This window comes from Micromonospora sp. NPDC004336 (assembly GCF_053602615.1).
This window is the reverse complement of sequence record NZ_JBSGDY010000037.1, coordinates 17,621-44,078: the sequence shown is the minus strand read 5'-3', so window position 1 is coordinate 44,078 and position 26,458 is coordinate 17,621. Positions and strand designations below refer to the sequence as shown.

23 protein-coding genes are annotated in these 26,458 nt (G+C 69.9%); 8 read left to right on the top strand and 15 right to left on the bottom strand.

Annotated elements, in window-relative coordinates; genetic code table 11:
- Nucleotides 1–214: 214 nt before the first annotated feature.
- The 7 genes from ACWENR_RS11070 to ACWENR_RS11040 form a co-directional block, all read right to left on the bottom strand.
- Entirely contained in the window at nucleotides 215–652 is a 438-nt protein-coding gene (locus ACWENR_RS11070; RefSeq protein ID WP_452276862.1) for a hypothetical protein, read from the bottom strand.
- Nucleotides 653–854: 202 nt separating this feature from the next.
- On the bottom strand, nucleotides 855–1,112 hold the full coding sequence (locus ACWENR_RS11065) for a hypothetical protein (protein ID WP_452276861.1): 258 nt from the start codon (nucleotides 1,110–1,112) through the stop codon (nucleotides 855–857).
- On the bottom strand, nucleotides 1,109–1,348 hold the full coding sequence (locus ACWENR_RS11060) for a hypothetical protein (protein ID WP_452276860.1): 240 nt from the start codon (nucleotides 1,346–1,348) through the stop codon (nucleotides 1,109–1,111). Before ACWENR_RS11060 ends, ACWENR_RS11065 begins: the two co-directional genes overlap by 4 nt.
- Before the next feature lie 58 nt (nucleotides 1,349–1,406).
- Nucleotides 1,407–1,763, bottom strand: coding sequence for a hypothetical protein (locus ACWENR_RS11055; RefSeq protein WP_452276859.1), 357 nt, complete (start codon nucleotides 1,761–1,763; stop codon nucleotides 1,407–1,409).
- Complete coding sequence (locus ACWENR_RS11050) at nucleotides 1,760–2,224, bottom strand: DUF6907 domain-containing protein (RefSeq protein ID WP_452276858.1); 465 nt, start codon at nucleotides 2,222–2,224, stop codon at nucleotides 1,760–1,762. The genes ACWENR_RS11055 and ACWENR_RS11050 overlap by 4 nt, the downstream gene beginning before the upstream one ends.
- 867 nt (nucleotides 2,225–3,091) lie before the next feature.
- Nucleotides 3,092–4,195 (bottom strand): hypothetical protein, encoded by a 1,104-nt coding sequence (locus ACWENR_RS11045; RefSeq protein ID WP_452276857.1) that lies wholly within the window; start codon nucleotides 4,193–4,195, stop codon nucleotides 3,092–3,094.
- The gene (locus ACWENR_RS11040; protein WP_452276856.1) at nucleotides 4,192–4,383 is read right to left on the bottom strand and encodes a hypothetical protein; all 192 of its coding nucleotides are present in this window, start codon (nucleotides 4,381–4,383) and stop codon (nucleotides 4,192–4,194) included. Before ACWENR_RS11040 ends, ACWENR_RS11045 begins: the two co-directional genes overlap by 4 nt.
- A 320-nt stretch (nucleotides 4,384–4,703) precedes the next feature.
- Between ACWENR_RS11040 and ACWENR_RS11035 the strand changes: the two genes are divergently transcribed.
- Nucleotides 4,704–5,657, top strand: coding sequence for a PIN domain-containing protein (locus ACWENR_RS11035; protein WP_452276855.1), 954 nt, complete (start codon nucleotides 4,704–4,706; stop codon nucleotides 5,655–5,657).
- A 131-nt stretch (nucleotides 5,658–5,788) separates the two neighbouring features.
- Here the strand turns inward: ACWENR_RS11035 and ACWENR_RS11030 are convergent, their stop codons facing one another.
- Entirely contained in the window at nucleotides 5,789–7,528 is a 1,740-nt protein-coding gene (locus ACWENR_RS11030; protein WP_452276854.1) for a hypothetical protein, read from the bottom strand.
- Between the two features lie 1,191 nt (nucleotides 7,529–8,719).
- Here ACWENR_RS11030 and ACWENR_RS11025 point away from each other — a divergent pair.
- Both ACWENR_RS11025 and ACWENR_RS11020 read left to right on the top strand, forming a co-directional pair.
- Complete coding sequence (locus ACWENR_RS11025) at nucleotides 8,720–8,968, top strand: hypothetical protein (RefSeq protein WP_452276853.1); 249 nt, start codon at nucleotides 8,720–8,722, stop codon at nucleotides 8,966–8,968.
- A 190-nt stretch (nucleotides 8,969–9,158) separates the two neighbouring features.
- A complete protein-coding gene (locus ACWENR_RS11020; RefSeq protein WP_452276852.1) occupies nucleotides 9,159–10,541 on the top strand; it encodes an RICIN domain-containing protein in 1,383 nt (460 codons plus the stop codon).
- 162 nt (nucleotides 10,542–10,703) lie between these two features.
- Here the strand turns inward: ACWENR_RS11020 and ACWENR_RS11015 are convergent, their stop codons facing one another.
- Both ACWENR_RS11015 and ACWENR_RS11010 read right to left on the bottom strand, forming a co-directional pair.
- On the bottom strand, nucleotides 10,704–12,431 hold the full coding sequence (locus ACWENR_RS11015; RefSeq protein ID WP_452276851.1) for a family 43 glycosylhydrolase: 1,728 nt from the start codon (nucleotides 12,429–12,431) through the stop codon (nucleotides 10,704–10,706).
- A 177-nt stretch (nucleotides 12,432–12,608) separates the two neighbouring features.
- Nucleotides 12,609–14,240: a glycoside hydrolase family 27 protein gene (locus tag ACWENR_RS11010; RefSeq protein WP_452276850.1), complete on the bottom strand. Its 1,632-nt coding sequence runs from the start codon at nucleotides 14,238–14,240 to the stop codon at nucleotides 12,609–12,611.
- A gap of 677 nt (nucleotides 14,241–14,917) precedes the next feature.
- On the opposite strand from ACWENR_RS11010, the gene ACWENR_RS11005 reads away from it, so the two are divergent.
- On the top strand, nucleotides 14,918–17,002 hold the full coding sequence (locus ACWENR_RS11005) for an RICIN domain-containing protein (protein ID WP_452276849.1): 2,085 nt from the start codon (nucleotides 14,918–14,920) through the stop codon (nucleotides 17,000–17,002).
- 310 nt (nucleotides 17,003–17,312) lie between these two features.
- On the opposite strand, the gene ACWENR_RS11000 is transcribed toward ACWENR_RS11005, so the two are convergent.
- The 4 genes from ACWENR_RS11000 to ACWENR_RS10985 form a co-directional block, all read right to left on the bottom strand.
- A complete protein-coding gene (locus ACWENR_RS11000; protein WP_452276848.1) occupies nucleotides 17,313–18,620 on the bottom strand; it encodes an MFS transporter in 1,308 nt (435 codons plus the stop codon).
- 70 nt (nucleotides 18,621–18,690) lie between these two features.
- Nucleotides 18,691–20,070 carry a rhodanese-like domain-containing protein gene (locus ACWENR_RS10995; protein ID WP_452276847.1) on the bottom strand — a complete coding sequence of 460 codons (1,380 nt, stop codon included), beginning with the start codon at nucleotides 20,068–20,070 and terminating at the stop codon, nucleotides 18,691–18,693.
- 118 nt (nucleotides 20,071–20,188) lie between these two features.
- The gene (locus tag ACWENR_RS10990) at nucleotides 20,189–20,560 is read right to left on the bottom strand and encodes a rhodanese-like domain-containing protein (protein ID WP_452276846.1); all 372 of its coding nucleotides are present in this window, start codon (nucleotides 20,558–20,560) and stop codon (nucleotides 20,189–20,191) included.
- A complete protein-coding gene (locus ACWENR_RS10985) occupies nucleotides 20,557–20,871 on the bottom strand; it encodes a rhodanese-like domain-containing protein (protein WP_452276845.1) in 315 nt (104 codons plus the stop codon). The genes ACWENR_RS10990 and ACWENR_RS10985 overlap by 4 nt, the downstream gene beginning before the upstream one ends.
- A gap of 131 nt (nucleotides 20,872–21,002) precedes the next feature.
- Between ACWENR_RS10985 and ACWENR_RS10980 the strand changes: the two genes are divergently transcribed.
- Nucleotides 21,003–21,179 (top strand): hypothetical protein, encoded by a 177-nt coding sequence (locus ACWENR_RS10980; RefSeq protein ID WP_452276844.1) that lies wholly within the window; start codon nucleotides 21,003–21,005, stop codon nucleotides 21,177–21,179.
- 220 nt (nucleotides 21,180–21,399) lie between these two features.
- Nucleotides 21,400–21,999, top strand: coding sequence for a GNAT family N-acetyltransferase (locus ACWENR_RS10975; RefSeq protein ID WP_452276843.1), 600 nt, complete (start codon nucleotides 21,400–21,402; stop codon nucleotides 21,997–21,999).
- Between the two features lie 148 nt (nucleotides 22,000–22,147).
- On the opposite strand, the gene ACWENR_RS10970 is transcribed toward ACWENR_RS10975, so the two are convergent.
- A complete protein-coding gene (locus ACWENR_RS10970; protein WP_452276842.1) occupies nucleotides 22,148–22,702 on the bottom strand; it encodes an alpha/beta hydrolase in 555 nt (184 codons plus the stop codon).
- 549 nt (nucleotides 22,703–23,251) lie between these two features.
- Between ACWENR_RS10970 and ACWENR_RS10965 the strand changes: the two genes are divergently transcribed.
- Both ACWENR_RS10965 and ACWENR_RS10960 read left to right on the top strand, forming a co-directional pair.
- Nucleotides 23,252–24,658, top strand: a complete 1,407-nt coding sequence (locus ACWENR_RS10965; protein ID WP_452276841.1) for a hypothetical protein — start codon at nucleotides 23,252–23,254, stop codon at nucleotides 24,656–24,658.
- Nucleotides 24,659–26,287, top strand: coding sequence for an ABC-F family ATP-binding cassette domain-containing protein (locus ACWENR_RS10960; protein ID WP_452276840.1), 1,629 nt, complete (start codon nucleotides 24,659–24,661; stop codon nucleotides 26,285–26,287).
- The last annotated feature ends 171 nt before the right edge of the window (nucleotides 26,288–26,458 follow it).

Here is a 26,458-nt window from a genome sequence, read left to right as displayed (position 1 = left end):
ACCAGGGTTATCTGGTGGGGGGTTGGGGTGGGCAAGTGGGGGCCGCCGGGGGGGGAGGGCCCGGCCCGTCCGCACGGGGCGGGCACCCCTGGACCAGGCGGTGGACCAGACCTGGTCCAGGTGGTCCAGCCGACCTGGTCCACCAACGGCCGGCGGGGTGGACCAGGTCGCCCCGGTCCACCCCGCCCCCGCGAGCCGCCCTCAGCGGCCCACGTCAGTGCTTGCGCTTGATCTCGTGGAACTCCACCCCCGACGTCGCCCGCCACTCCGCCACGGACATCCGCCCGGCCAGGATGTCGACCGACGCGACCAGGACCCGAGCGACCAGCAACGTATCCGCCGGCGCCAGCTCGCAGTCCGCGCCCACGTTGACCCGCTCCCCGCTCGACTCGCCGGTGATGAGGCTGTCCGTACGGGTCAGCTCCACGCACACCTCGTCGCCGGGGCCGAGGCACGCGGTGTGCCAGCGCTCCTGGCTGCTGGCCTCCAGGTCGCCCTTGAAGACGTGTGGCCCGTGGTCCTCCTCGCACCACGGCGGGCACGGGCGGATCACCCAGGCGTCACGCTGAGCCGGCTCACCGGTGCCCGCGGGCGCCCGTGAGTCGGTGCCCGCGGGCACCTGCGCGGGCACGGCGTGAGCCGGGGGGCTCACCGGAAGGAGGGTGGCCGTAGCCACCGTGGCCAGGCCGGCCGGCAGTCCACGCCGATTCATCGTCACGTCTCCCTTGCGCTGATTCATGCTGGTGGCCACGGTGCCCGCGGCCGATTCGTGAGCCGGCTCAAGAGCCGGTTGGTGAGCCGCCGCCAGACCCGCTCGTGAGCCGCTCGTGAGCCGCTCGTGAGCCGCTCGGCGGTCACTGTCCGCGCCCTGGGACGGCGGTCGGAAAGCGGAAGATGTAGCCGCAGCGGCGGTCGATGTGCAGCGGCGCGGACGCCCGGTACGGGGTCAAGCCCACCGCGTGGATCGCGGCCGTCGCGCCCTCGGCGTGCGGGCCGTACGTGTAGACCGAGGCGTCGAGCGACCCGTGTAGAAGCCCGCCGGCCGGCGAGTACACCTCGATGCGGACGGTGGCCGGCTTGCCGCAGCCGACCCACACCATGCGGCGGCTCACCGGGCCCCGCCGAGGGCGCGGGCGATCAGGGACGAGAGGCCAGCGGCCAGCTCGGCAGCGGTGGCGAGCTTCAGCACCAGGAAGTTGTCCGGCTCGAAGCTGGGCGTGTCGGTCGGGTCCAGCGGCTCGGAGAACTGGGCAACGGTCAGGTACGGCGGGTTCCCGCCGGCCGCCTCGATGTGGAGCACGAGCCGTTCCGCCGGCGTGGTGACCTCCACCGGGGCGGACACGTGCACGTCGGGGTTCGCGTTGTGGGTGGTGGGCAGGCACCAGGCGGGCAGTCCGGGCGGGCCATCAGCGCCGCCACGGGTGCAGCGAGGACGGCCGCTCTACGACGGCGCCGAGACCGCCGCGGCGGATCAGCTCCGGCCGCACCCCGGACCGGACACCACCGGCCCGGGAGGTGGCCTGCATCGTCGCCGTGGACGCCACCAGCAGCCCGGGGAGGGTGTTGTGGTCGTCGGTGACGATCAGGTCCGCGTCGCCGTTGCCGATCATCGCGTGGGCTTCGCGCCAGTGGTCGGGGCCGACCAGGGCCACCAGCTTGGCGCCGAGGCGGTCGAGCCAGTCCAGGACCCGCAACTGGGCCTTGCGGTCGTTGAGGTCGACGAGGAACACCACCCGGGTGGCCTCGGTGGTGGGGGCGGTCATCGGGCGTCCCGCACGAGGCGCGCCGCCTGGAGGAGCGCGGCGGCGAGCTGCTCGGCCTCGGCCGCCGTGTACGAGTCGCGGCATTCGGCGACGACAACCTCGGCCGGGCTGCGCTGTCCGGTCTCCAGGTCGTCGACGGCGATGATGTCGACCTGGCCGACGCGCTCGCCGTCGCGGTCGAGGGTCGCCACGGTGCGGGCGTGCACCCGGGTCTGCATCATGGCCTCGACGTCGGCCTCCAGGGCGTGGGCATGGTTGGTCGTGCACCACGGCGGGCAGCCGGCGGTGAGGGCCCGGGCGACCTGCCGGACGGCTTCCGGGTTGCACGCCCGGATGAGCAGCTCGTCGTCGACGTCGTTGGGGCGGAGGCCGATGCCGGCGGTCCAGCCGTGCTCGCGGGCGATGTCGTCGATGGACAGGTCCACGGCCTCGGTCTCGGTGACGCCGAGCTGGGCGGCCACCTCAGCGACCGGGGTGCCGGCGGCGAGCAGGGTGCGGGCCGTGTGGGCGGGGTTGATCGGGGAAGGTCCCCCGAACGGTCAGGTTCGGGTTGGTGGGTGCGTCGATCAGCCGGCTACCGGCGGGGACGGGTGCGGATGCCATGATGGTCATGGGTCGACTCGCGATGCTGCTCGATCGGGCTCGGGGTGACGAGCTGAAGCTCACTGTTGAAGGTGGGCTACTGCGGCAGCACACGAAGCGGGTTCCGAATCGGCCCTGGGCGGTGGCGTCATCGAGCGCATCGGCAACGACATGAGTATGGACTCTCCTGTCGGAGTGGCGGGGAACATGCGTATCGGCAGCCGAGCCAAGGCCGTGTTCACCAACGCTGGTCCCGTCGAGGACCGGGTTCCTCGTGACGCTTCGGGGACGTGGAGCCGAAGATGTCCGCAAGCGACAGTGGCGCCTGCGCCCACGGCTGCTCCCTACTCGAAATGCGGTGCCGATTGCGGGCTCGCCACGAGCGTGCGTCAAACTGCGCGACGAAGCCTACGCGGCAGGTCACGCACTTGATTTCTCGAGGTCACGATCCTGGTCACAGGCTTGGAATCAGTGGAGTGAAGGTGGCGGCACTTATCGACATCGCGCTGCCGGTGGATGTCGAAGGGTCCTGATATGTGTACTTATCGGCACCCCTCAGCACGCCGAGACAGAACTGTTATGTAATTGGGCCGTCAAGGTCGGGGCACCGGCGGGTGCGTGGATGATGCTGGCGGCATCACCCGCCCGCCGCGCTACGAGTGCTCACCGGCCGGGCCGGATCGCGGGGATCCGGCCCGGCTTGGCTTAGATTCGACGACCCTGTGCGGCGTGAGGCGTTGGGCGATCTACAGCTCGCCTACCACGAGGGCTTCCTCGACGGCCGCCTGGCCCTTCTCCCGCCGCAACCTGTCTTCGTCCGTCGGCGCGGTGAGCACCTGGTGGATGACCTCCAGTGCCGGCCGGTCCAACGCCGCGTCGTTGATGGTGAACAAGGCGGGCATGACCTGCCGGTTCGCCCACCGGTTGTCCCGGTCGCCGACCTTGCCGGTGCGGAAGTTGCGGCGTGGGTCGCGGGCCCGGTCGACGAGGCGGAACCGGTGCAGCAGCTCGGTCGTCCGCCAGGCCGCGCGGGTGAGCCGGAAGCGTTCCTCGCGGTGGTCGGCGCGCAGGAAAACGCCGTGCTGCTGGTGCCGGCTGGGGAAGTGGCTGCGCAGCATGGCCAGTGCCAGGTACGCGGCGAGCTCGGCGTCGGTCAGGGCGAACACCCACAGGTTGGTGAAGAAGGTCGAGGAGATCCGGAACGAGCTGCCCGGGGTCGGCACTACGTAGCGGGGGTGTTCCTCGGCGGTGCTGGCCTCGGATTGCAGGTGCCAGGTCACCCCAGCCTTGTCCGGGTCATACTGCCGTCGTTTCCCGCCGGGCTGCTGACGGGGCAACCACAGCAGGTGCTCATGCTCCAGAGCGCGCATCGTCTCGGTGATCTGCCGGGCGCGCAGGGCCGCGGGTTTGCGGCCGGTGCCCTCGGTCCGCATCGTCTCCGAGAGGACCAACTGCCGCCACGGCTCGTACTCCTCGTTCGCGTGAGAGCCGACCCAGCGCACGTTGCGCACGGTGTCGCCCGGTCCGTACCGGCACTGCGCGTCGAAGATCATCAGCAGGAACAGGCGCAGTTGCAAACCCCTCGATTTGATCAGTCGGGCCGCCGCCGGGTCGGGACCGTTCGCGGGCTGCACCACGAACGACTTGCGGATGTGGATCCACTCGGGCTTGCGCCCCGGCGCGGCGGCTCCCTTGCGGCCCCCGTGCTCCCACAGGTGCCGCAGGTTCGCCCGGACCGCCCCGGCCAGCGGCCGGGATGGCTCGACGTCGTACGCCTCGCGTAGCGCCTTGACGAAGCCGATCCGGGCCCGCTCGCTGGCCGGTGGCTCCAGCATGGTCGGCGCGGTCACCGGTCGCCTCGCAGGGCGGTGACGTAGTGGGTTAGCGACGCCAGCACTCGCAGGCAGTGCCGGCGGGTGGCCGGCCGGCGCGCGGTGAGGGTGACCAGCGCGACGAGGACCACGCAGATCGTCACGGTCGCCACCGGAATGGCGAGCATGAGGGCGCTCCACCCGAGGTGGCCGGCGATGCCAGGCATGTGCAACGCTCCTACAGGTTCGGCAAGAGGGTCCGCCCCCGCGGTGCTTTGCCAGGCGATCTTGGGGGCGGGCCTTCGTGTTCTCCGCGCCGATCGGCGCGACGAAGCCAAGGATGGCCAACTTTTCGGCCGCTGTCGCGCTACCGATCTTGTACCGCTTCTCCCCTCAGCGACCACATAGTTGTGCCGTAGGATCGATGTACTGTGTGGTTGTTGAGAGGTTGTTGTCGGAGGGGTGAAGTTCGCTGATGCCGGCGGCATCACCGGCTGGTGTGGGGCGTGCTGGCGTCGGCGCGGCCGGCGCGGAATGATCCACCCCTATGATGATCAGCCTCGTACCGGGGACCTCGCACGCTGCGGTGCGCTCGACCCTCGTGCATCTTCAGGACGCGCTGGCCTCAGCGCAGCAGGCTGGCCCCGGCCGGGCGGTCGATCGTGCATACCGGTACCTGGAGTGGATGCACGAGGCACGCCGTCTGCTGCGCAACCAGATTCGCCCCGCCGGGCTGGAACAGCTCCTTCCGATGCAGAGCTACAAGCTGGTGCTCTCCGCCGTGGGCGCGCACCAGGTGCCGCTCGTCTCCCTGCCCCGAGAGCAGCCGGCGGGCGGCGCCCTGCACCTCGGCGGGGAGCGGCTCCTCAACGGTCTGGTCGCCGCGCAGGCCGATGAGCGGGTGCAGGCGCTTGCCGCTGCGGTCACCGACCTCGATGGCGCGGTCCAGCGCTTCAGTAGGCAGTTCGCCCAGGTGGTCGTGCTCGACACGAACGTCTACATCCATCACGAGCGCAAGCTGGAGGACCTCGACCTCGCCGGCGAACTGACCTTGGGCATCGCCGACATCCGGATCATCGTGCCCATGATGGTGGTCGACGAGCTGGACAAGGCCAAGCTCAGCGGCGGCGACAAGGGCTATCGCGCCGGATACACGGTGGCCTACATCGACCGCGTCGCGCAGGCCGGTGGCCAAATCCGCGCCGCCGCGTACGAACGCGAGCCGGATCCACGCGGTGGGGTCAGCGTCGAGGTGCTGCTCGACCCGGTCGGCCACGTCCGGCTGCCGATCAACGACGACGAGATTGTGGATCGCGCGGTGTCGCTGGAGCCGCTCGCCGGCCAGCCGGTGCGGCTGGTCACCTTCGACACCGGGATGGCGCTGCGAGCGCGCGCCGCCGGCCTGCGGGTGCACAAGCTGGAGCAGCCTCCCAAGGCTGCGGCGAAGCGATGCTCGGCCGGCGAGCCGGTGCCCGCCACCCGGGCCGAGCACCGCGGGTGACAGGTCCATCGGGAGTGTTCTGCACCAACCCCGGGTGCCCGCCGGCGTCGAGCATCGCTTGGCGCTGGCGCCGGCCACGGTAGCACCCCTCGCTGATGACTGGACGCTGCTAGAGATTGCTGGGTGGCCAGTCACGACGTCCGACAGGGGTCGCCAAGGAGCCACTGGCACCACTGGGCGGTACCGGCCATGGCCTCGGGCGGAATGCCGAGAGCACCCGGGTGCAGACGGTCGTAGGCGGCGCTGATCGCTGCGGCGTCGCGAGGACAGCAGAGCAGCCAGGGTGCGGCTACCTGGTGAGGCTCCAAGGTTGCCTGGAAGCCGTTCCCACTGATGCGTCCGGTGAGTAGCCCACGATCGATCAGGGCATGCCAGAGCGCCGCGGTGGGCCCGTGGTGGCGGCCCTCGCCCCACCCGTTGCTGGCAGACGCGCTGAAGACGGAGACCTTCAAGGGCAAGGGCTCGACCGTCACCTCGGCGGCGATCAGGGGTACGCCGAGCAGCCGTAGCGCGTGGGTGCGGTGGGTGCCGTTGGTGGTGATCTCATGGATCGGGCCGGCTGGGCCGGGGTGTCGGGTCAGGTGAACGTGCCCGTCGTCGGTGAGGATCTCGGCCAACGCCTGGCCAGGATCGGGCGCCGTGAGCAGCTTGCCGATAATCAACTGGACCTGTTGAGGACGGTGGCTGGCGAAGTCGTTCCAGGCGCTGGCGTTGCCGCCAACGATCGTGTCGGTCGCCACCCAATCGTTGATGGCGACGAGACCGAAGTCGTCGTGACTGCGGTCCTCCGGGCTGTACGACGCCCCTCTCACCAACGGGGCAGCCCGATTCAGCGCGGTCGCCCTGGCGGTGATCTTCTCCTGCAACCGCATTCGGTCGACCGGCCATTCGGTGCGGCGCTCGTGCAGCAGGGCAGCGAGGCGTAAGAGAACGTCGGTGCTGCCGGCAACGAACTCGTGGATCGCGTCGGGTTCCTGGAGGTCGTCATAATCCATGCGTCGGCGCCGGGGTACGACCGGGGGTGCCGTCGTCCAGCCGACCTCTGGTCGCGCGCCGTAGGGAGTAGACAGCCCGGCCAGTAGCTCGCGCACCGCCTCTCCGGATATCGCGATGCCCGCAGCGCGGCGGCCGTCCTCGGCGATCGCGCTGAAGCCGTTAGCGGCATGGGTGGTGGCGCTCCACCGCTCAGCGCCCGGTCGGGCCAGGTGCTCGCGGCGGAGCAGCACCTCGTACAGGCCAGCGGCCCACGTGGCGTCGTCTTCCGGAGCGTCGCTTTCACCCGCCACGTGGTCCAGGCCGAAGCCTCCAGCGCCCCTCGGGGTGGGCACGGCTGCCACTGTCTCGGCCGGCGATGCAACCGGCATCGCCGGCACCCGCTGGCGCCGGCGGGACAGCGCGGGGATGGACAGCAGCGACCACCACAGGCCGCATATGCCCGCGGCGATCCACCGGCCCGGACCGCCAGTGCCAGCGGCGACCATCGCGGCGCTGCCCGCGCCGTACAGCGTCCACCCGATTCGGGCGCCGGCCGAGCGGAACAGGCTGAACAGCAGCAGCACCACGCCGGCAACACACCAGGTCCACCACAGGGTGTTGCCGCTCACGGGCAGCCCTGCGGCATGGCTAGCAAGGTAGTCGCGCACGGGGTCGAGGATGATCCGGGCGAACGCCTGGTCATGCCCCCAGGCCGCCAGCTCCGCGATACCGCCACCAGCCCATACGACCAGCACACGGATCAGCGGCACGATGAGCAGGCCGAGCAGCGCCGTAGCCAGCAGAACTGCGAACAGGGGCAGCCACCACGGCGGCCAGCCCTCTCGCTCGCGGTCGAGCGCCTGCTGCCACATTGACTGTGCCAGCGCGGTCACCATCGACCGAGCCTGCGTTAGGAGCGTGCCCGAGGTGACGGTGGACGGGGCCGCGTCCGGTTCTGCAACTGCCGGCTCGTCCTTTCCCACTGTGCTCACGCCGCCACCCTCGCTTGTCTCGACCCGAAGAATCCATCAGCGCAAATCGGGGATCACAATGTCACAGTTGCGTCGCTCTGCGTTGTCCTCTCGCGTCAGGACGGGGTGGCAGGGCAGGTCCTTGACAGTTCGCCGTAACGGACCCGGTAACGGGGAAGGCCCCGCTGGCGGGGAGTGGCTGACATGGGATGCATTTGAAAGTGATGAGTTATGCCGTTCCGTCCGGGTACGCGGATGTATCGAGCTGTTCTAACACGCCGTGACAGAATCGTTGTAAAGCTGGGGGTCAAGGGGTCGTCGGTTCGAATCCGGCCGTCCCGACAAGGTGAAACAGCAGGTCAGAAGGCTGGTCCGAAACCTCGGGCCAGTCTTTCCGGCTTTCTGGGGCCACGCCGGTCAAGTGCGCCGTCTGATAGCGCTCCTTTGCCGTTGGTGAAGTCTCAAGCGTCCAGCCGGGATGCCTGCCGAATCGTTCGCTTTCTGGATCAAGGCGACTTCCGCCCGTGTCCACACTTCCTAAACCGCGTGCTGCGGTCGCTGAGGGTGTCAGCGTCCGGGGACCAGGTGGGGACCACGCGGTGTGCGCGATGGTGGCTGGCATGCCGTCGACTACGCGGCCTGAGAGACGCTCGCGCCGGCGGCGTACGGGCGCCGTCACCACCTGGGTCGTGCCTCGGGCGCAGCCCGCGATGTCGATTCTCCTCGCCGCGCTGCTCGTCTCCCTGCGGATCGTGGCCCGTCAGCCCCGGCGGCGGCAGGCCGGTGCGCGGTTTGGTACCGCGCTGGTGTAGGCGTGTCTGACGGTCGGTCGGCGAGCTTCGGCGCGTCCTCGATGGGGTTGAACCGCAGGTTGTAGATGGCGTCGGCCGCCGTGGACGTGGTGGTGTCGAGGGCCCAGTGATCGACGGCCGCCGTCAGCCCGGGGCAGCCCTGTTGGACATCTGTGAGCGATAACAGGATCGCAGTCCGTCGCGCCCTCGGTAGCGATCCGATCCGGCTCGGCGAGCATTTCGTGAGGCGGGCGTGGCCGAGCGGCTGGGCAGCTCTGATGGATGGGTGCCTCCAGGGGCGTAGATATTGATGATTAGCTACGGCTTGACGACGGCGATGTTATCGCTCACCCTCGATGTCGAGGATGACTTCTGCCGCGGCTCACCGGGCGAGCCCTCGCTGGTCGACCTCGCGATCATGACGTCCCCCAGGGCATGCGGACGTCATCCCAGGACATCCGCTGGCGACAGCGACCGGACTGCAGGGCGCTTCCACCAGCGACGGGCGAACGTCGTCCAGTACACCGACTGGGGCGGCAACAACCAGCAGTGGCAACTGATCCGTATCGGGTAGCTGGTCTTCCGTTCGGTGGCGCGGACGGCATCCGTTCGCGCCACCGCAGGCGGGCCACCGGCCAGGGACGTGCGCCGGTGGCCGCTCGCGCCCGTACGACGAACACCGTGCTGACGCCGGGCGTCGGCACGCACACCAGGCCATCCGCGTGCGTTCCGCTCGCGGGTGACCCCGACCAGAGGAGTGGACCATGAGTGCCATCGGTGCGGCTCGTCCCGCCCTTCCATCGAGACGTCGCTGGCGGTCAGGGCTGGCCGCAGCGGCTGCGGCGGTCATCGCGGCCGGCACGCTGGTCGCTGTGAACGCGGCCCCCGCGGCCGCGGCGACCGTGGACACCAGCGCCTGGTACGTCCTGGTGAACAGGAACAGCGGCAAGGTGCTGGACCTCTACGCCTCGGCCACCAACGACGGTGCGCGGATCAGCCAGTGGACGCGGAACGACGGGGCGAACCAGCAGTGGCAGTTCCTGGACTCGGGTGGCGGCTACTACAGGCTGAAGTCCCGGCACTCCGGCAAGGTTCTCGACGTGCACAACTGGTCGACCGCCGACGGCGGAGCGATCGTGCAGTGGTCTGACACCAACGCGACGAACCAGCAGTTTCGGCTCGCGGACTCGGACGGCGGTCACGTCCGGCTGATCAGCCGGCACAGCGGCAAGGCCGTGGAGGTGCAGGGTGCCTCCACCGCCGACGGTGGCAACATCGTGCAGTACGCCGACTGGAACGGCGCCAACCAGCAGTGGCAGCTCGCCCGCGTGGGCAGCGACGATCCGCCGCCGGGAGGCACCGGGTGCGGTAGGGCCCCGACGCTGTCCAGCGGCACGCACACGATTCAGAGCAACGGCAAGAGCCGCTCCTTCATCCTGCGGGTGCCCGTCAACTACAACAGCAACAACCCCTACCGGCTGATCTTCGCGTTCCACTGGCGCGGCGGCACCATGCAGGAAATCTCCTCGGGCGGCACCAGTGGGACGGCCTGGTCCTACTACGGGCAGCAGGAGCAGTCGAACAACAGCGCGATCCTGGTCGCGCCCCAGGGACTCGGCAACGGCTGGGGAAACGCCGGCGGTGAGGACGTCACCTTCGTCGACGACATGATCAGGCGGATCGAGAGTGACCTCTGCGTCAACCCGAGGCAGCGGTTCGCCCTCGGCTTCAGTTGGGGCGGCGGCATGAGCTATGCGCTCGCCTGCGCGCGGGCCACTGTCTTCCGGGCGGTCGCGGTCATCTCCGGCGCACAGATCAGCGGGTGTAGCGGTGGTACGCAGCCCATCGCGTACTTCGGGTTGCACGGCATCTCGGACAACGTCCTGAACATCTCGCAGGGGCGTTCGTTGCGCGACACGTTCGTCCGGAACAACGGGTGCACCGCCCAGAACCCGCCCGAGCCGGGGCCGGGCAGCCGTACGCACATCACGACCGCCTACTCCGGCTGCAGGGCCGGCTACCCGGTCCAGTGGGCCGCGTACGACAACGGTCACATGCCCGGACCGGTGGACGGGACGTACGCCGAGAGTGGTGTCACCACCTGGACCAAGGGTGAGATCTGGAGGTTCTTCGCGCAGTTCTCGTGACGCGGACGGGTCGGGCGGCGCCGGCTCCCGCGATGCGGGGGTCGGCGCCGGCCGGTCGTCGACGAGCTCGTCCATCCGGTCCACCGGCGCGCGTGGCCGGTCAGCCGGTCAGCGCTGGGTGGTGACGGGGGACCGCCACCACCCAGCCCACCGTCGGTCCGTTCAGGCGCGCGACCACTGCATGCTGGTCGCCGAGGTGCACGTACGCTGCTCGAGCGCGGCGCCGAGAGCGGTGGAGCCGCCGACCACGCCCAGGCACTTGTTGCTGTTGACGTTCACCAGTTCGTAGTAGCCGCTGCCGGTCGATCGCCAGGTGAACACCTGGTTCAGGCCCTCGTGGCACGTGTACTGCACGATCTGGGCACCGTCGGCCACCGAGGCGTTCAGGACGTCGACGCACTTGCCGCTGTTGACGCTCTGCAGCCGCACCGCCCCGTTGCCGGCGTCGAGGAAGCGCCACTGTTGCCAGGTCGAGCCGTTGCCGGTCCACTGACCGATCACGGCGAGGTTGTCGAGGTTGGGCTGCTGGACGTCGATGACCTGCCCACTGTTGCGGTTGGTGATCCGGTACGACGGCGAGGCGCCGCCGCCGCCGAACTGCCACCAGTTCACGTTGAACAGGTTGCCGCTGCCGCCGGCGAAGCGCAGGTGGAGGTCGTGCGTACCGGTGGCTCCGCTCACGCCGCACGTGGTGGTCGTCCAGTTCTGCCAGCCGCCGGTGCCACCCACGATGCAGGTGCCGACGAGCGGGCCGCTCGCACTGTCCAGCCGCACCTCGATGCGACCTCCGCTCGTGGCGGAGGCGACCCGCGCGGTGAAGGACGCGGCACCGGCGCCGAAGGCGACCCCCTTGACCTTGATGGTGTCGCCGTTCTCGATCCAGCCGACGTTCATGCCGCCCTCGCTGGACGGCTCGGTCTCGATGCCGGAGCCCCAGGCGATCGTCTCGGCCTCCTGCCGGACGTACGGGTTCAGCGTGCCGACCTGAGGAGGGCCCGCGGCGGTCATGTTGATCGTGGGAAAGGTGCCGTTGGAGTTGTAGGTGAACCGCTCCACCGCGACGGAGCGGGTGTAGCCGCCGCCGCCGGGCAGCGCGCCATTGTGGTAAAAGAAGTACGACCCGCCGTTGAAGTCGATGACACCGGCGTGGTTTGTGAAGCTGCTGCCCTGTCGGGGCATGATGGTCCCGCGGTACGTCCAGGGTCCCGTGGGGCCGGGCGCGGTCGAGTAGCCGATGAACTCGGAGCAGCACTCCGCCGCGAAGACGTTGTAGTAGAGACCGTTCCGCTTGTAGACCCAGGGGCCTTCCTCGTAGAGGGTCGGCCGGCTGGGGTTGCCGGTGCGGGTGCCGTACCCGGCGGTGGTGAGCGGGATCTGGGTCGCACCGCCCGAGAACGAGATCATGTCGGGGTTGAGCCGCACGTACCACAGGTTCGGGTTGCCCCAGTACAGGTATGCCTGACCGTCGTCGTCGATGAAGGCGTGCGGGTCGATCTCGCCGTTGCCGACGAGTGGTCGACCGAGCGCGTCCCGGAAGGGGCCGGTGGGGCTGTCCGCCACCCCGACTCCGATGACCATCTGCCCGTTCGAGCGCTGGCGTACGGGCACGTACCAGTAGAACTTCCCGTTGCGGGCCACGACCTGGCCGGCCCAGGCGTTGGCGTCCGCCCAGGCGAAGGTCGCCAGGTTCATGGGGACGCCATGATCCGTCCAGTTCACCATGTCGGCGGACGAGTACACCCGCCACTCGCGCATCGTGAAGTAGGTGGAGCCGTCCTCGTCGTGCCCGGTGTAGACGTACACCCGGCCGTTTTGCACCATCGGCGCCGGGTCAGCGGTGTAGATGTTCTGCACGATCGGGTTGTCGGCGCGCGCCGTAGGCGGCAGCACAGCGACTGCGCAGGCAAGGCTCGCGATTGCGGCGACCACGCGCCGGAATCCCCTTCGGGCCCGGCGCGGAGCTCGTTGTTCCATGACGTACCCCCAGATTGTCGGTTTCCACTGATCGGTGGGCCGGCCGGGTGGACGGCACGTCCACCCGGCCGGGCCGAGGTCAGCGACCGGAGGTCACACCCGGCTCCACCGCTGGTTCGCGTTGCCGTGGCAGGACCAGAGGATCACCGCCGTGCCGTTGGCCGTGCCGCCGTTGTTGACGTCGAGGCAGAGCGACGGGGAGCGGACGTTGCTGACCGTGCCGTTGCTGTTCGACGTCCACTGCTGGTTGGTGCCGCCGTGGCAGTCCCAGATCTGCACCCGGGTGCCGTTGGCCGCGCTGGTCGGGACGTCCAGGCACTTGCCGAGGATCCGCAGCGTCTGGCCGTCCTGGCTGATCTGCTGGTTGGCGTTGCCGTGGCAGTCCCAGATCAGGGTGCCGGTGCCGTTGGCGGTGTTGGCGTTGTCGACGTCGAGGCAGCGCCCTGCCGACTCGCTGCGCAGCCGGAACGTGGTCGGGGGCGGCGGGTCGGTGGTGCCGCCACCGCTGACCCGGAACACCACGGTGCCGTGTGCCGGGACGCTCGCGGAGATGCTCCCGGTCGTCGTGGAGGTGGCGTTGGTCCACGCGTCCCGCAGGGTGAACGAGCTGCCGGTCTTGCCGATCGCCGCCGCGGTGGTGGCGATCGTCGTGGTGGAGTTGCCCTGGTTGAACAGGGCGACGGCGACGTCGCCGTTGGTCAGCCGCTTGGTCAGGATCCGCCGGGTGCCGTCGTTGGAGACCTGGATCGCCTGGAGGCCGAGCGGGTCCTGGTTGATGGCGACCAGGTTCTGGTTCTTCAGGATCGCCAACGTCGCCGCGTTCGCCGAGCGCAGGTCGTTGCCCATCATGAGCGGCGCCGCCATGACCGACCAGAGCGCGAAGTGGCTGCGCATCTCGGTGTCGCTCATGCCGCCGTTGCCGACCTCCAGCATGTCCGGGTCGTTGAACCCGCCCGGTGCGGCGTAACCGGCCAGCGGCACGTTGACGTTGACGATGTTCTGGATGCCCATCGGGTAGCCGTTGGTCTGGCCGGTGTTCCACGCGTTGGTGATGTCCTCGGTGGTGCGCCAGAGGTTCGCCACGTCGCTCCAGTTGCGCTGCGGCCCGGTCTTCTCGTGGATGCTGTTCGGGTTGATGCTGTAGACGATCGGCCGGCCGGTGGCGGCCAGCGCGTCGCGCATGATGCCGAACCGGGCGACCTGGTCGTTAATCGTCCCGGTCGGCGAACACCAGTCGTACTTCAGGTAGTCGACGCCCCAGGCGGCGAACTGCCGGGCGTCCTGGTACTCGTGCCCCAGACTCCCGGTGGAGCCCGGGAAGGCATCGAAGTACTGGGCGCAGGTCTGATCCAGCGGAGCCTGGTAGAGGCCGAACAGCAAGCCCCGCGCGTGCAGGTAGTCCCCGAGCGCCTTCATCCCGCTCGGGAACCGCTCGGGGTGGGCCTGCAGGTTGCCTTGCGCGTCCCGGTTGGGGTTGAACCAGCAGTCGTCGACGACGACGTACTTGTACCCGAGGTCCCGCAGGCCGCTCGTCACGATCGAGTCGGCCATCTGGCGGATGAGCGTCTCGTTGATGGAGCAGCCGAAGGTGTTCCAGGTGTTCCAGCCCATCGGCGGGGTGCGGGCGACTCCGTTGTTCAGCGCCTGCGCCGGTTGCGGCGCGACGACACCGCCGGCGAAGGCGGTCGCGGCCGCCACCGCCAGGACGCCCAGGGCAGCGGTCATCCATCTCCTGCGTCTGTGCACGTGTTCCTCCTCGGGAGCTCCGGCGTCGGCGGTCGGTAGCCGGTGCCGTGACTGATCGGTACGGCGGGGACGGTTGTGCCCGTCCGTGCTCGCGGCAGGTTGCGGTGCGAGAGGCCGCCCGGCGACGGGCGGAGCCGAGGCGACGGTGCTCTCGTCGCGTCGGTCGCCCCGCTGTTGCCAGCCCGTCGGCTCCAGCCGGGCTGCCGTTCGCGGTGACGGGGCGATTGCAGTGATGTTATCGCTCACATCGATCTGTGTAAATTGAGAACAGATGATGTCGCTGGGAGAGTGTCGGCAGGTTGCCCTGCGATGGCGGACCGGGGCGGCTTCTCCGTAGATCAGGACCAGCGTGATCGAGAGTGCCGGAACGGGGCGCGGGCCTGTCGCCCCGCGAAATGGCGGCCCTGCCCGAGGTTACGCCTTGACTGGCGGCGTGTTATCGCTCACAGTCGATGGAGCGGAATGGTGGACCGTCTCGGCCCGCCAGATCGAAGATCAAAATTCTCGCGGGTCGTCCGGGCTGCGTCTCCTGGGCAGAGGCGCACCGACCTGTCGACGATCACGACGCGCTGCGGATCAGACCTGGTGGTCGGCTGCTGCCTGATGACGGCTCGACCGACCGACTCAGGCTCCCGGTTGTCTCCTGAAGGAGGATCATGTTTACCAGCGGTGGTCTCACCTGGGCTGTGTCAGGGCGGCGTGGGTGGCTGTCCCGCATCGCCGCGGTCGTGGTGGCCGTGCTGATCGGCGGCACGTTCGTTGCGGTGTCCCCGTCGCCGGTGTCGGCGGCGACGGTGGACACGAATGCCTGGTACGTGTTGGTGAATCGCAACAGCGGCAAGGTGTTGGATCTGTACAACATGGCCACGAACGACGGCGCGCGGATCGCGCAGTGGTCGCGTAACGACGGGAACTGGCAGCAGTGGCAGTTCGTCGACTCCGGCGGCGGCTACTACCGGTTGAGGTCGCGGCACTCCGGCAAGGTGCTGGACGTCTCCGGGGCCTCCACGGCCAACGGCGCGAGCGTGGTGCAGTGGGCCGACCACAACGGGACCAACCAGCAGTTCCGGCTAGCCGATTCGGCGGGTGGTTACGTGCGGTTGGTCAACCGGAACTCGAACAAGGTGGTGGAGGTGCAGAACGCCTCGACCGCCGACGGTGGCAACGTCGTGCAGTACGACGACTTCAACGGCAGCCACCAGCAGTGGCAACTGGTCCGCGTCGGCGACGGCGGAAACCCCGGTGGCACCTTCACCAACCCGGTCGTCTGGCAGGACTTCGCCGACGTCGACATCATCCGGGTCGGCGACGTCTACTACATGTCCGCCTCCACCATGCACTACTCGCCCGGCGCCCCGGTGCTGCGGTCGTGGGACCTGGTGAACTGGGAGTTCGCCGGGCACTCGGTGCCCCGGCTGGACTTCGGCACGAAGTACGACATGGCCGGCGGCAGCCACGGGTACGTGGACGGCATCTGGGCATCCACGCTGAACTACCGGCCGAGCAACCGGACCTTCTACTGGGCCGGCTGCATCGACTTCGCCCAGACGCACATCTACACCGCCTCCGCCGTCGACGGCACGTGGAGCCGGCACACCACCATCCCCAACTGCTACTACGACGCCGGGATGCTGGTCGACGACAACGACACCATGTACGTCGCGTACGGCAACGGCACGATCAGCGTGGCGCAGTTGTCGGCCGACGGGCGTACCCAGGTGCGGGCCCAGCAGGTGTACCAGACACCGTCGAGCATCGGCACGCTGGAGGGGGCGCGCTTCTACAAGCGCAACGGCGCGTACTACATCTGGCTCACCCGTCCCGCGAACGGCCAGTACGTGCTGAAGTCGACCAACGGCCCGTTCGGCCCGTACGAGCAGCGACAGGTGCTGCTCAACATGCCGGGCCCGATCTCCGGCGGCGGGGTGCCACACCAGGGCGGGCTCGTGCAGACCCCGAACGGCGCCTGGTACTACATGGCGTTCACCGACGCCTACCCCGGTGGTCGGATGCCGACGCTGGCTCCGATCACCTGGACCGGCGACGGCTGGCCCCAGGTGCAGACGGTCAACGGCTCCTGGGGCGTCAACTACCCCAACCCGCTGCCGTCGCGCCCGGTCAAGCCGCTCACCGGCACCGACACCTTCCCCGGCACGACCCTCGCCGTCCAGTACGAGTGGAACCACAACCCGGACGACAGCCGGTGGTCGGTGAACGACGGGCTGCGCCTGCAGACCGCCTCGGTGACCGACGACCTCTACCGGGCGCGCAACACGCTGACCCACCGGATCCAGGGTCCGACCTCGACGGGCACCATCGAGTTGGACTACTCCACCATGCGTGACGGCGACCGGGCCGGGTTGGCGATGCTGCGCGACACCTCGGCGTGGATCGGCGTCAAACGGGACAACGGGGCCACCCGCGTGGTCATGACCAACGGCCTGACCATGGGCACCGACAACTGGAACACCACCGGCAAGGGAACCGAGATCGCCAGCGCCCCGGTGTCCGGCGGACGGATCTGGTTGCGGGCCAACGCCGACATCCGGCCCGGCTCGGGGCGGCAGGCGAGGTTCTCGTACAGCACCGACGGGGTCACCTTCGTCCCGCTGGGCAACGCGCTCACCCTCAACAACGCCTGGCAGTTCTTCATGGGATACCGGTTCGGCATCTTCAACTACGCCACCCAGTCGTTGGGCGGCGCGGTGACGGTGCGCCGGTTCACCCTGGCGACGCCGTGACGTCGGTCGGGACCCCGAGTACGTAGGGGACACCACCGTGGGGTGATCGCACCTGCGCGGGGTGGGAGCGGAGCAGCGCCGTACCGCTCCCACCTCCGGGGGCCCGCTGGCCGACGCCGACGACCAGCGGGCCCCGCCACCGCCTTCCGGCCGTCCGACCCCTCCGCCGCGCCGGACACGAGGCGAGCTGCGTGGAGCCCGAAGGGCTGGGCCACACGTCGCCGTCGCCATCCCAGACGCAACACCGCACGGGGGATCTTTCACGCCGCAGTCGGCCCGCCTCGCCGTGGTCCACGTGGACAAAGGAAGCTCAGCGGGATCGGGCCGGCCGGTCAACCGCAGAGCGGGAGGTGCCGCGGTGCGTCTCGTACATCCGCCCGGCGACGATCAGGCCGGATGCGGCGGTGAGGGCCGCCACCACCCAGGTGGCGCCCCGGATCCCGACGACGTCCGCCAGGAAGCCGGCCAGCAGCGCGCCGACCGCGAAGCCACCGTCGCGCCAGAGTCGGTAGATGCCGACCGCGCGGGCCCGCCACACCGGGTGCGCGACGTCGCCGATCGTCGCGACCAGGGTGGGATAGACCATCGCGGTGCCGGCGCCGAGCAGGATCGTCGCCGTCGCCCACCACCCGAAGCTGCGCGCCCCGGCGATCAGCCCGAGCGCGCCGGCCTGGGTCAGCATGCCGACGACGATGAAGGGCTTGCGTCCGATCCGGTCCGAGAGGGGACCGGTGATGATCTGACCCAGACCCCAGAACGCGGGATAGAGGGCCGCCAGTACCCCGATCTTCGGTAGGGAGAGGCCTGCGGCGGCGAACAGCACGGGGAACAGGCCCCAGGCCAGGCCGTCGTTGAGGTTGTTCACCAGGCCGGCCTGGCTGGCCGAACTCAGTGCCGGTTCCCGCCAGCTGACCAGGCCGAAGACCTGCCGGGTGGTGAGGTTGCCCCGGTGAGCGTCCTCGGCAGCCTGGTGGGTGGCGGCCTCGTGGTGGGCGTGCCCCCGCGTCTCCCGCACCAGGAGCGAGGACAGGCCGAGGCCCACCGCCACGTAGGCGGCGCCCAGCAGGAACGGCGCCGGCCGCAGGCCGTACTGAGCGGCCAAGGCTCCGGTCGCAAGCGCCGTCGCGGCCACCGCAAGGTATCCGGCCGCCTCGTTCAGCCCCATCGCGAGGCCGCGCCGACGCGGCCCGACCAGGTCGATCTTCATGATCACGGTGGTGGACCAGGCTAGCCCCTGGTTCACGCCGAGCAGGACGTTGGCCGTCACGACCCAGCCCCAGCTCGGTGCCCAGATGAGCATCAGCGGTACGGGGATCGCCACCAGCCAGCCGGCCAGCAGCACAGGCTTGCGGCCGTAGCGGTCGGAGAGAGCACCGGCGACGAAGTTGGTGACCGCCTTGGTGCCGCCGAAGGCGAGGATGTAGGTGAGAGCGGCGGTGTAGGCGGTCAGGCCGAACTCCGTCTGGCCCAGGAGCGGCAGGACGGTGCGTTCGGTGCCGAGCACGCCACCCACCAACGCGTTGACCACGGCGAGGAGGAGGAACTGGGCGGCGTTCGCCCGTAGGCCGAGCCTCGGCCCGACGGGGCTCGCGGTCATGTCCACGTCCTTCTCTGTCATCCCTCACCTTCCACGGACGAGCAGGTCACCGAGGGGCCCTCGGTCACCTGCTCGTCCCTTGACGGTGGAATCAGACCGCGGCGCGCATCGTCTGCCAGGCGCCGTATCCGCCGAGCAGGTCGGAGACGTCCGTCCGACCGGCGTTGCGGAGCAGGCTGGCCGCCACGGAGGAGCGGTAGCCGCCGGCGCAGTGCACCACGATCGGCCGGTCGGTCGGCACCTCGTCGAGCCGGCGGGTCAGCTCGGCCAGGGGGATGTGCAGCGAGCCGTCGACGGCACCCTGCTCCCGCTCGCCGGCGTTGCGCACGTCCAGCACGGCGGGCGCTTCGGCCCCGTCCAGCGCCTCGCGCAGTTCCGTGGCGGTGACCCGGCTGGCCCGGTTCATGTCGGCGACCATCTCCAGGAAGGCCCCCTCGGGCTCCCGCAGGTATCCGATCACCTGGTCGAAGCCGATCCGGGCGAGGCGTACGACGATCTCCTCTTCCCGGTCCTGCGGGGCGACCACGAGCACCTTGCTGTCGGGGGCGACCACGCTGCCGGCGGTTTCGGCGAACCGGCCGTCGGCCGGGATGTTGATCGCACCCCGGACGTGACCGGCGGCGTACTCCTGCGGGTCGCGGGCGTCGACCACGACGGCGCCCTCGGCGCGGGCGGAGAGGAACTCGGCGGTGTCCAGCGGCCGGGCGGGTCGGGTGTGGTCGAACAGTTCGCGGGCCTTGCGGTTGAGCACGGCGTCGAAGGCGAAATAGCCGGGTGCTGTGGGCTGGCCGCCGCTGACCAGGGCGACGAACTGCTCCTCGCTCATCGGGGCGCAGGCGTAGTTGGTGCGGCGCTGCTCGCCGATGGTGGACTGCCGTTCGGTGGAGAGGTTCTTGCCGCAGGCCGAGCCGGCGCCGTGGGCGGGGAAGACCCGCACCTCGTCGGGGAGGCCCATCAGCTTGCGCTGCACGCTGTCGTAGAGCATCCGGCCCAGTTCGTCGGCGGTGACGCCGAGCGAGGCGAGCAGGTCGGGCCGGCCGACGTCGCCGATGAACAGCGCGTCGCCGGTCATGACCCCGTACGGGACGGTGTCGTCGGCGTGCTCGTGGACCAGGATGCTGATCGACTCGGGGGTGTGCCCCGGGGTCTCCATGATCTCGAGGGTCACGTCGCCGAGGCTGACGCGCTCCCCGTCGGCGAGCTTGCGGATCGGGTACTCGGTCTCGGCCCGTCGGCCGTAGCCGATCCACGCGCCGGTGGCCGCGGCGACCTCCAGGTGACCGGCGAGGAAGTCCGCGTGGAAGTGGGTGTTGATCACCCCTTCGATGGTCAGCCCCCGGGCCTGGGCGTCGGCCAGGTACTCGTCGATGTCGCGGCGCGGGTCGACGAGCACCGCCCGGCCGGTGGTCTCGTCGGCGACGAGGTACGAGGCCTGCGACAGACAGTCCAGGTAGTACTGGGTGAACAACATGGCGCTGAACTCCTTCCTAGTGATGCTCGGCGATGTAATCACGACAGCTTATACCCCTGGGGGTATCGTTTGGCCCAAGGTCCCGCCTTTCCGGGACCATCGCCCGCGGGTCGGGCGGTCAGATCAACCGGCCCGGTCGACCGCCCTTCGCCTGCAGCGGCAACCCGGCGTCCACCCAGGCCCGCATGCCGCCGGTCAGGTTGTGGACCCGGCCGTGGTTCCGGGCGAGCAGCGCGGCCGCCTGCCGGGAACGTGCTCCGGAGCGGCACACGGCGACGACCGGCCGGTCCGTCGGGATGTCGTCGAGTCGCTCCGCCAACTGGCCGAGCGGGATGTGTCGGGCGCGTGGTGCGTGCCCGGCCCGCCACTCGGCCGGCTCCCGGACGTCCAGCAGCACACCTCCGTTGGCAACCAGGTCGGCCGCCTGCTGGGGCCCCACGGACCGGTAGGGCTTCCCGAAGACCTTCTGCAGAACTCCGCCGATCTTCATGCGTCCGGCCCCGTCACGACCGGACGGCCGCTGCGGACCCATCCGCCGGTGCCGCCGCTGACCGAGCGGGCGTCGATGCCGGCGCGGGCCAGGAACTGCGCGGCGGCCAGGCTGCGGTTGCCGCTGGCGCAGATGACGAAGACGGACTGGCCACGGGGAAGATCCGCCACGACGGTGGGCAGTTGGGCCAGGGGCACCAGACGTGCGCCGGCCACGTGGCCCTCGACGTACTCGAACGGCTCTCGGACATCGAGCACCGCGGCGCCATCGGCGTGCGCGGCGGCGAAATCCGTCAGGTTCACCTCTCGCATTTCTTCTCCTCGGAGGGATATACCCCAGGGGGTATCTACGTCGAGCCTAACTCGGTCAGGTCGCCGCGCATTCCCGCCTACCCGGTTCGGCGCGTGGTTGGCCGCCGGGGGCACATACCCTGGGGGGTATATTGCCGTCGCTGTGGAACGTCGTCAACACGCGGAGGTGGAACATGGCGAGCGTGGCGCTCACCACAGCCGACTTCGAGGAGACCGTCTTCTCACGCGGCGTCGACCGCATGTCGATCTCGGTTAGCACCCCGAAGCCCTGCTCCTTCAGTGCCGCCCGGACCCGCGTCGTCCGGTAGCGTTCCTTGACCGCTGGTCAAGTCTCGGGCGTTCACATGGCATGTCTGCCGCATCGCTCGCCACCTGCACCAAGGCGGCCGCAAGCGGGCCGCGCCGGCTCGGCGCCGGCCTGCTGGCGACCTCCGGCCGGCATCGACCGGGTAGGCCGGTCACGGCGGGAGTTGTCAACGAGAGGCTGAGGCTTGACGCAGGCCGTCGTCGCCCGGAGAGGATGAGCGGGTGAGGTCTTCGCTTTCGACGCCACCTGCTATCCCCGCCGGTACCTTCGCCGCCAATCCCCAACCGAAACTTTCCGCCCAGGGCGGCCTCCTCATGAGGCCTTGGGAGGCTTCCGATGCGTCGGTCTTTTTCGCTGCGTACCGGGACCCCGAGATCCAGCACTGGCACACTCGCCAACCCGCATCCGAGGACCAGGTCCGTGAGTGGTTCGAACAGTATCGCCAGGCATGGGAGCAGGAGACGGGCGCGAGTTGGGCGGTGACGAGCGGCGGCGGTGGTGCGGTGCTGGGGCGCATCGCCATGGGCAGCATGAATCTCGACGACGGTGTCGCAGGATGCGCCTACTGGGTGCTTCCGGCCGCTCGCCGTGCCGGCGTGGCCTCCCGGGCGCTGACGGCACTGAGCGTCTGGGCACTCGGCGAGGCCGGTTTCCATCGTCTGCACCTGGATCACTCGACTCGCAACCCTGCGTCCTGCCGGGTCGCCGTCAAAGCCGGGTTCCTCCTGGAAGGCACCAAACGCAGCGACGCCGTCCACTCCGACGGCCGGCACGACATGCACCTGCACGCGCGTATCCGTGGCGACGAGGGACTCGCCTGACCCGGGTATGCCTCTGCAGTCCGCATCCAGTCCGCGAGAGGCCGACGGACGGCGGGGGAACGGCGAGAGATGCCGAGAGGCGTCTCCGCTGTTAGGAGCCGAGTCGGGCAGGTCGCTGGCTCACCCATCTTGATCTCATGATTCCTCGTCAACGGACATCGGATCGCGTGGGCCAGAGAACCCGGTCAAGGAAGCCCTCTATCGCCGTAGCCATCTCACCCAGCACCGCCGCAGACCTGGCAAGTGGCCCCGGGACGCGAAGCCCGTGATCAGCTCCCTCTGCCTCGAACACATGCGGTGACAGCTCGCGAGCGAGCTCCGGGCGCCAACTGCTGTCCGCCGTGCCGCCAATGAGAAGGCACGGCGCGCAGGCCCGGCGAAGACCCTTGATCACCTCCGCGCGGTGCAGCAACGGCGTGATCCAGATTGCCGGCAGCTCGTGGTCGGCGGCAAGATCCGCGGCGAGGGTGCCGAGCGAGTAGGCGATGATCAACGGTTTTGGCAATCCACGAAGGGCCGCCGCAATCTGCTCCGATGCCCACGGCCCTCGGGCCTCCGGCTCCGGCGGCACCTCGCCGCTCCATGACAGGTAGTGCAGCTGCGCGCCGCGCAGCCGCGCCGCATCGACGGCAAACGACTGGTGGGGAACGTGCCAGCAACCGCCGCTGCCCGGGATGACCAACACCGTTCGCTGCGTCGCCATGCCATCCCCTCTGCGGCTCCAACCCTGCCAGGAAGGCCCGGTGGGCTTCGTCGGAGCCTCACCAGCTGCAAGCTACCCGGCGCGGCAGCTCGCGCGTGCCCCGTGCGTCCTCGATCGCGCGGGCCTCGAAGGTCGACGGTGGTCGGCTCCCGACGGGCCAGCAGGCATGGCGCGCGACGACTCAGGGGGTGGCAGGGACGCGTCGGCGTAGGAGGCCGAGGTTCGCGCGGCCGTACGTCTGTCGCTTGATGGGTTTGATGCGGTTGACGGGGCCTGAACTCCAGGGTTGGGTGAGGGCGGCGTGCGGCCTACCGCCACCGGCCTTTGGGGCGGCTTGCCGTGTCGCCGGCTCTCCTCGCGACTGGACCCCGGGTCGTCGGTGCGAATCCGGCCGTTCCGACAACCGCCAGTAGCCCGTTGACCGGAGTCGGCGCCGGTCACCTGGTCCGGCCGGTTCCCGTGCCCCTCTCCAGCGATACGACTCGATACGAACGGACAGCGAGCAGACCGACACTCTGCTAGCGTCACGGCGCGAACGGAGGACCTGTCTTGCTGGCGAATGTGCGGGAAATCGTCCGGGGCCGGAAGGTCGTGCTCGTCGGCAAGCCCCTGAACCAGTATCAGACACTGGTCCGGCAGTTCGTCGGGCTCGGTTCGCATCCGCCGTTCATCGTGGCCAACGAACCTGTGGCTGACACCGGGGAACGGACGGTTCCGGACGGCGTCGGCGGCTGGTTCGCCGTGCCGCTGGACAGCGGCAGCTTCAGCCAGGTGGCACAGCAGACGGACGAGCTGCTTCGCCGCCCCCCGGTGGGCCTGTCGGCCGCCCTGGACGCCTACGACCCGGAGCGCGCCGCGCTGGTCTTCGTCGACTCCGCCGTGAGCAGCACCCATCTCGCCGGGCGCGTCGTCGCGGACGGCCGTGAACCGGCCTGGGCCCGTTACGAGGACAAGACCGTCGTCGACGACGTCTGGCGCAGCATCGGGTTCCCCCCGGTGCCGGCGGCGACGACGGCCCCCACCGCATCCGCCCTGCGCGATCTGCATCGCCGGCTGGACCAGGGCGCTGGCACGGTGTGGTCGGGCGACGCGTCGCGCGGTGTGAACGGCACGGCGGAGATGGTGCGCTGGATCCGCGACGAGGCGATGTTCGCCGACGCGGTGCGGTTCTTCTCCGCCAACTGCGACGTGGTCCGGGTGATGCCGTTCCACGAGGGCATTCCGGCGGGGATCAACGCATTCGTCACCGCGGACGGGGTGGCGGCGCTGCGCCCGTACGAGGAGGTGACGCTCCGGTTTCCGGAGACGGGCCGCTTCTACCACACCGGGTGCTCCACCTATCTCGACCCGGCTCCGGCGGCCCGGGCGGCGCTTCGGGACCTGGCCGTGCGGACCGGGGAGGAGCTGCGACGGCGGGTGGACTACCGCGGCGCCTTCACCATCAACGGCATCCTCACCGGGGAGGGGTTCGTCCCCACCGAGATCAATCCGCGGCTCGGCGGTGGGCACCGCCTGATGTCGGAGGTGCTGCCCGAGCTTCCCATGCAGCTGATCCAGGCGGCCTGCATCCTCCGCCACCCGCTCGGCGTGACCGCGGACGAGCTGGCCGAGACCGTGGTCGCGGAGGTGGACCGGCACCGCGCCGTCGCGATCGCCGCCAACGTGGTGACCGAGCCGAGAACGGGCGCCGCGGTGATGGGGCTGGTCCGGGACGGCGCCGGCGGGCTGAGGCTCGGCGGCCGGGGCGAGCGACCCGACGGCTACGTAGCGCACGTGTCGGTGGGGCAGGGTGGCCGCGGCGGCATCGTCACGCTGATGGACACGCCGTCCCTGTTCAGGGTCGGGGAATTCGTCGCGCCGCTGGTGGTCCAGGCGCTCGCCATCGCGGACCAGCGGTGGCAGACCGGAGTAGGGCCGGTCGGTGCCGCGGTACCGGCGACCGAGGGGAAGGCGTAGATGGGCTACCTGGAGGTCAGCAACCTCAGTTTCGGGTTTCCCGGCGGTCGGATGCTGTTCGAGAACGTCTCGTTCCGGGTCGGCGAGGGCCAGAAGGCGGCTCTGATCGGCGCCAACGGGGTGGGCAAGACGACTCTCCTGAAGATCCTCGCCGGTGAGCTGCCGGCGGCCGGCGGCGGAGTCCACCGGCAAGGCGATGTGCGTATGATGCCGCAGTTCATCGGCTCGATCAGGGACGACTCGTCGATCGTGGACATGCTGGCGGATCTGGACCGGGCGCCGATCCGGTCGGCATACCGCACGCTGCGCGCGGCGGAGTCCCGGATAGCCGCCGACGAGCGGAGTCAGATGGCGTACGCCGAGGCGCTCAGTGCCTGGGGCGACGTGGGCGGCTACGAGGCGGAGGTGGGGTGGGAGGTCAGCGTCACCAAGGCGCTCGGGCTGTCGCTCGACGAGGCCCGGGAGCGTCCGGTTCGCACGCTGTCCGGCGGTGAGCAGAAGAAGCTCGCACTGTCGTCGCTGCTCCTGGGCTCCGCCGACGTGCTGCTGCTCGACGAGCCGGACAACTACCTCGACATCCCGGCGAAGTACTGGATGGAGGAACAGCTCGCGGAGAGCCGCAAGACCGTTCTCTTCATCAGCCACGATCGTGAGGTCCTGGCTCGGGCGGCCACGCATGTCGTCACGCTGGAGGGCACGGGGGCCTGGGTGCACGGTGGCGGCTTCCGCGACTACCCGGAGGCCCGGGCGCGCCGGATGGCGCGTCTCGACGAGCTGCACCGGCGGTGGGACGAGGAGCACCAGCGGTTGAAGGACCTGGTCCGCACGCTGCAGCAGCAGGCGGCGGTCTCGTCGGCTATGGCGGCCCGTTACCGGGCGACCGTCACCCGCCTGGAGCGGTACGAACGCAGCGAGCGCCCGCAGCAGCGCCCGGCCGAGCAGAACGTGCGGATGTCCCTGAAGGGGGGACGGACCGGGAAGCGGGTGGTGGTCTTCGAACAGCTGGCGCTGACCGGGCTGACCAAGCCGTTCGACCTCGAAGTGTTCTTCGGGGAGCGCGTCGCGGTGCTCGGCAGTAACGGTACCGGCAAGTCCCACCTGCTGCGGCTGCTCGCGGCCGGTGGGACCGACGGCCACCTGCACGATCCGGAGCGTCACGGCAAGCCGGTGGCGCACACCGGCCAGCTGCGGCTGGGCGCGCGGGTGGTGCCCGGCTGGTTCGCCCAGACCCACGAGCGGCCCGACCTGACCGGCCGCACGCTTGTGGACATCCTCTGGACCGGCGACACGGACCGCCCGAGCCTGCCGCGCGGGGCGGCGGTCTCGGCCCTACGCCGGTACGAGATCCACGATCAGGCGGACAACCCGTTCGACACCCTCTCCGGCGGCCAGCAGGCGCGCTTCCAGATCCTCCTGCTGGAGTTGGCCGGGGCGACCCTGCTCCTGCTCGACGAGCCGACCGACAACCTGGACCTGCACAGCGCCGAGGCGCTGCAGACCGGCTTGGAGGCGTTCGACGGCACCGTGCTGGCGGTGACCCACGACCGGTGGTTCGCGCGCTGTTTCGACCGCTTCCTCACGCTGAGCGATGACGGTTCCGTCAGCGAGTCCTTCGAGCCGGGCATCTGAACAGGACGGACGACAGCCGGTCCGAGCGCGTGGCGGCGGTCCGTCGCGACCGACCGGCGCCGTCCGCGGCCCGGCACGCGTGCGCACCGCTGCCCCCGGCCAAGCGCACGAACGCGCGCGAATGCCGTATCACGCCGCTGCCTGATAAATCGCCCGGCGGACTGTCCGATA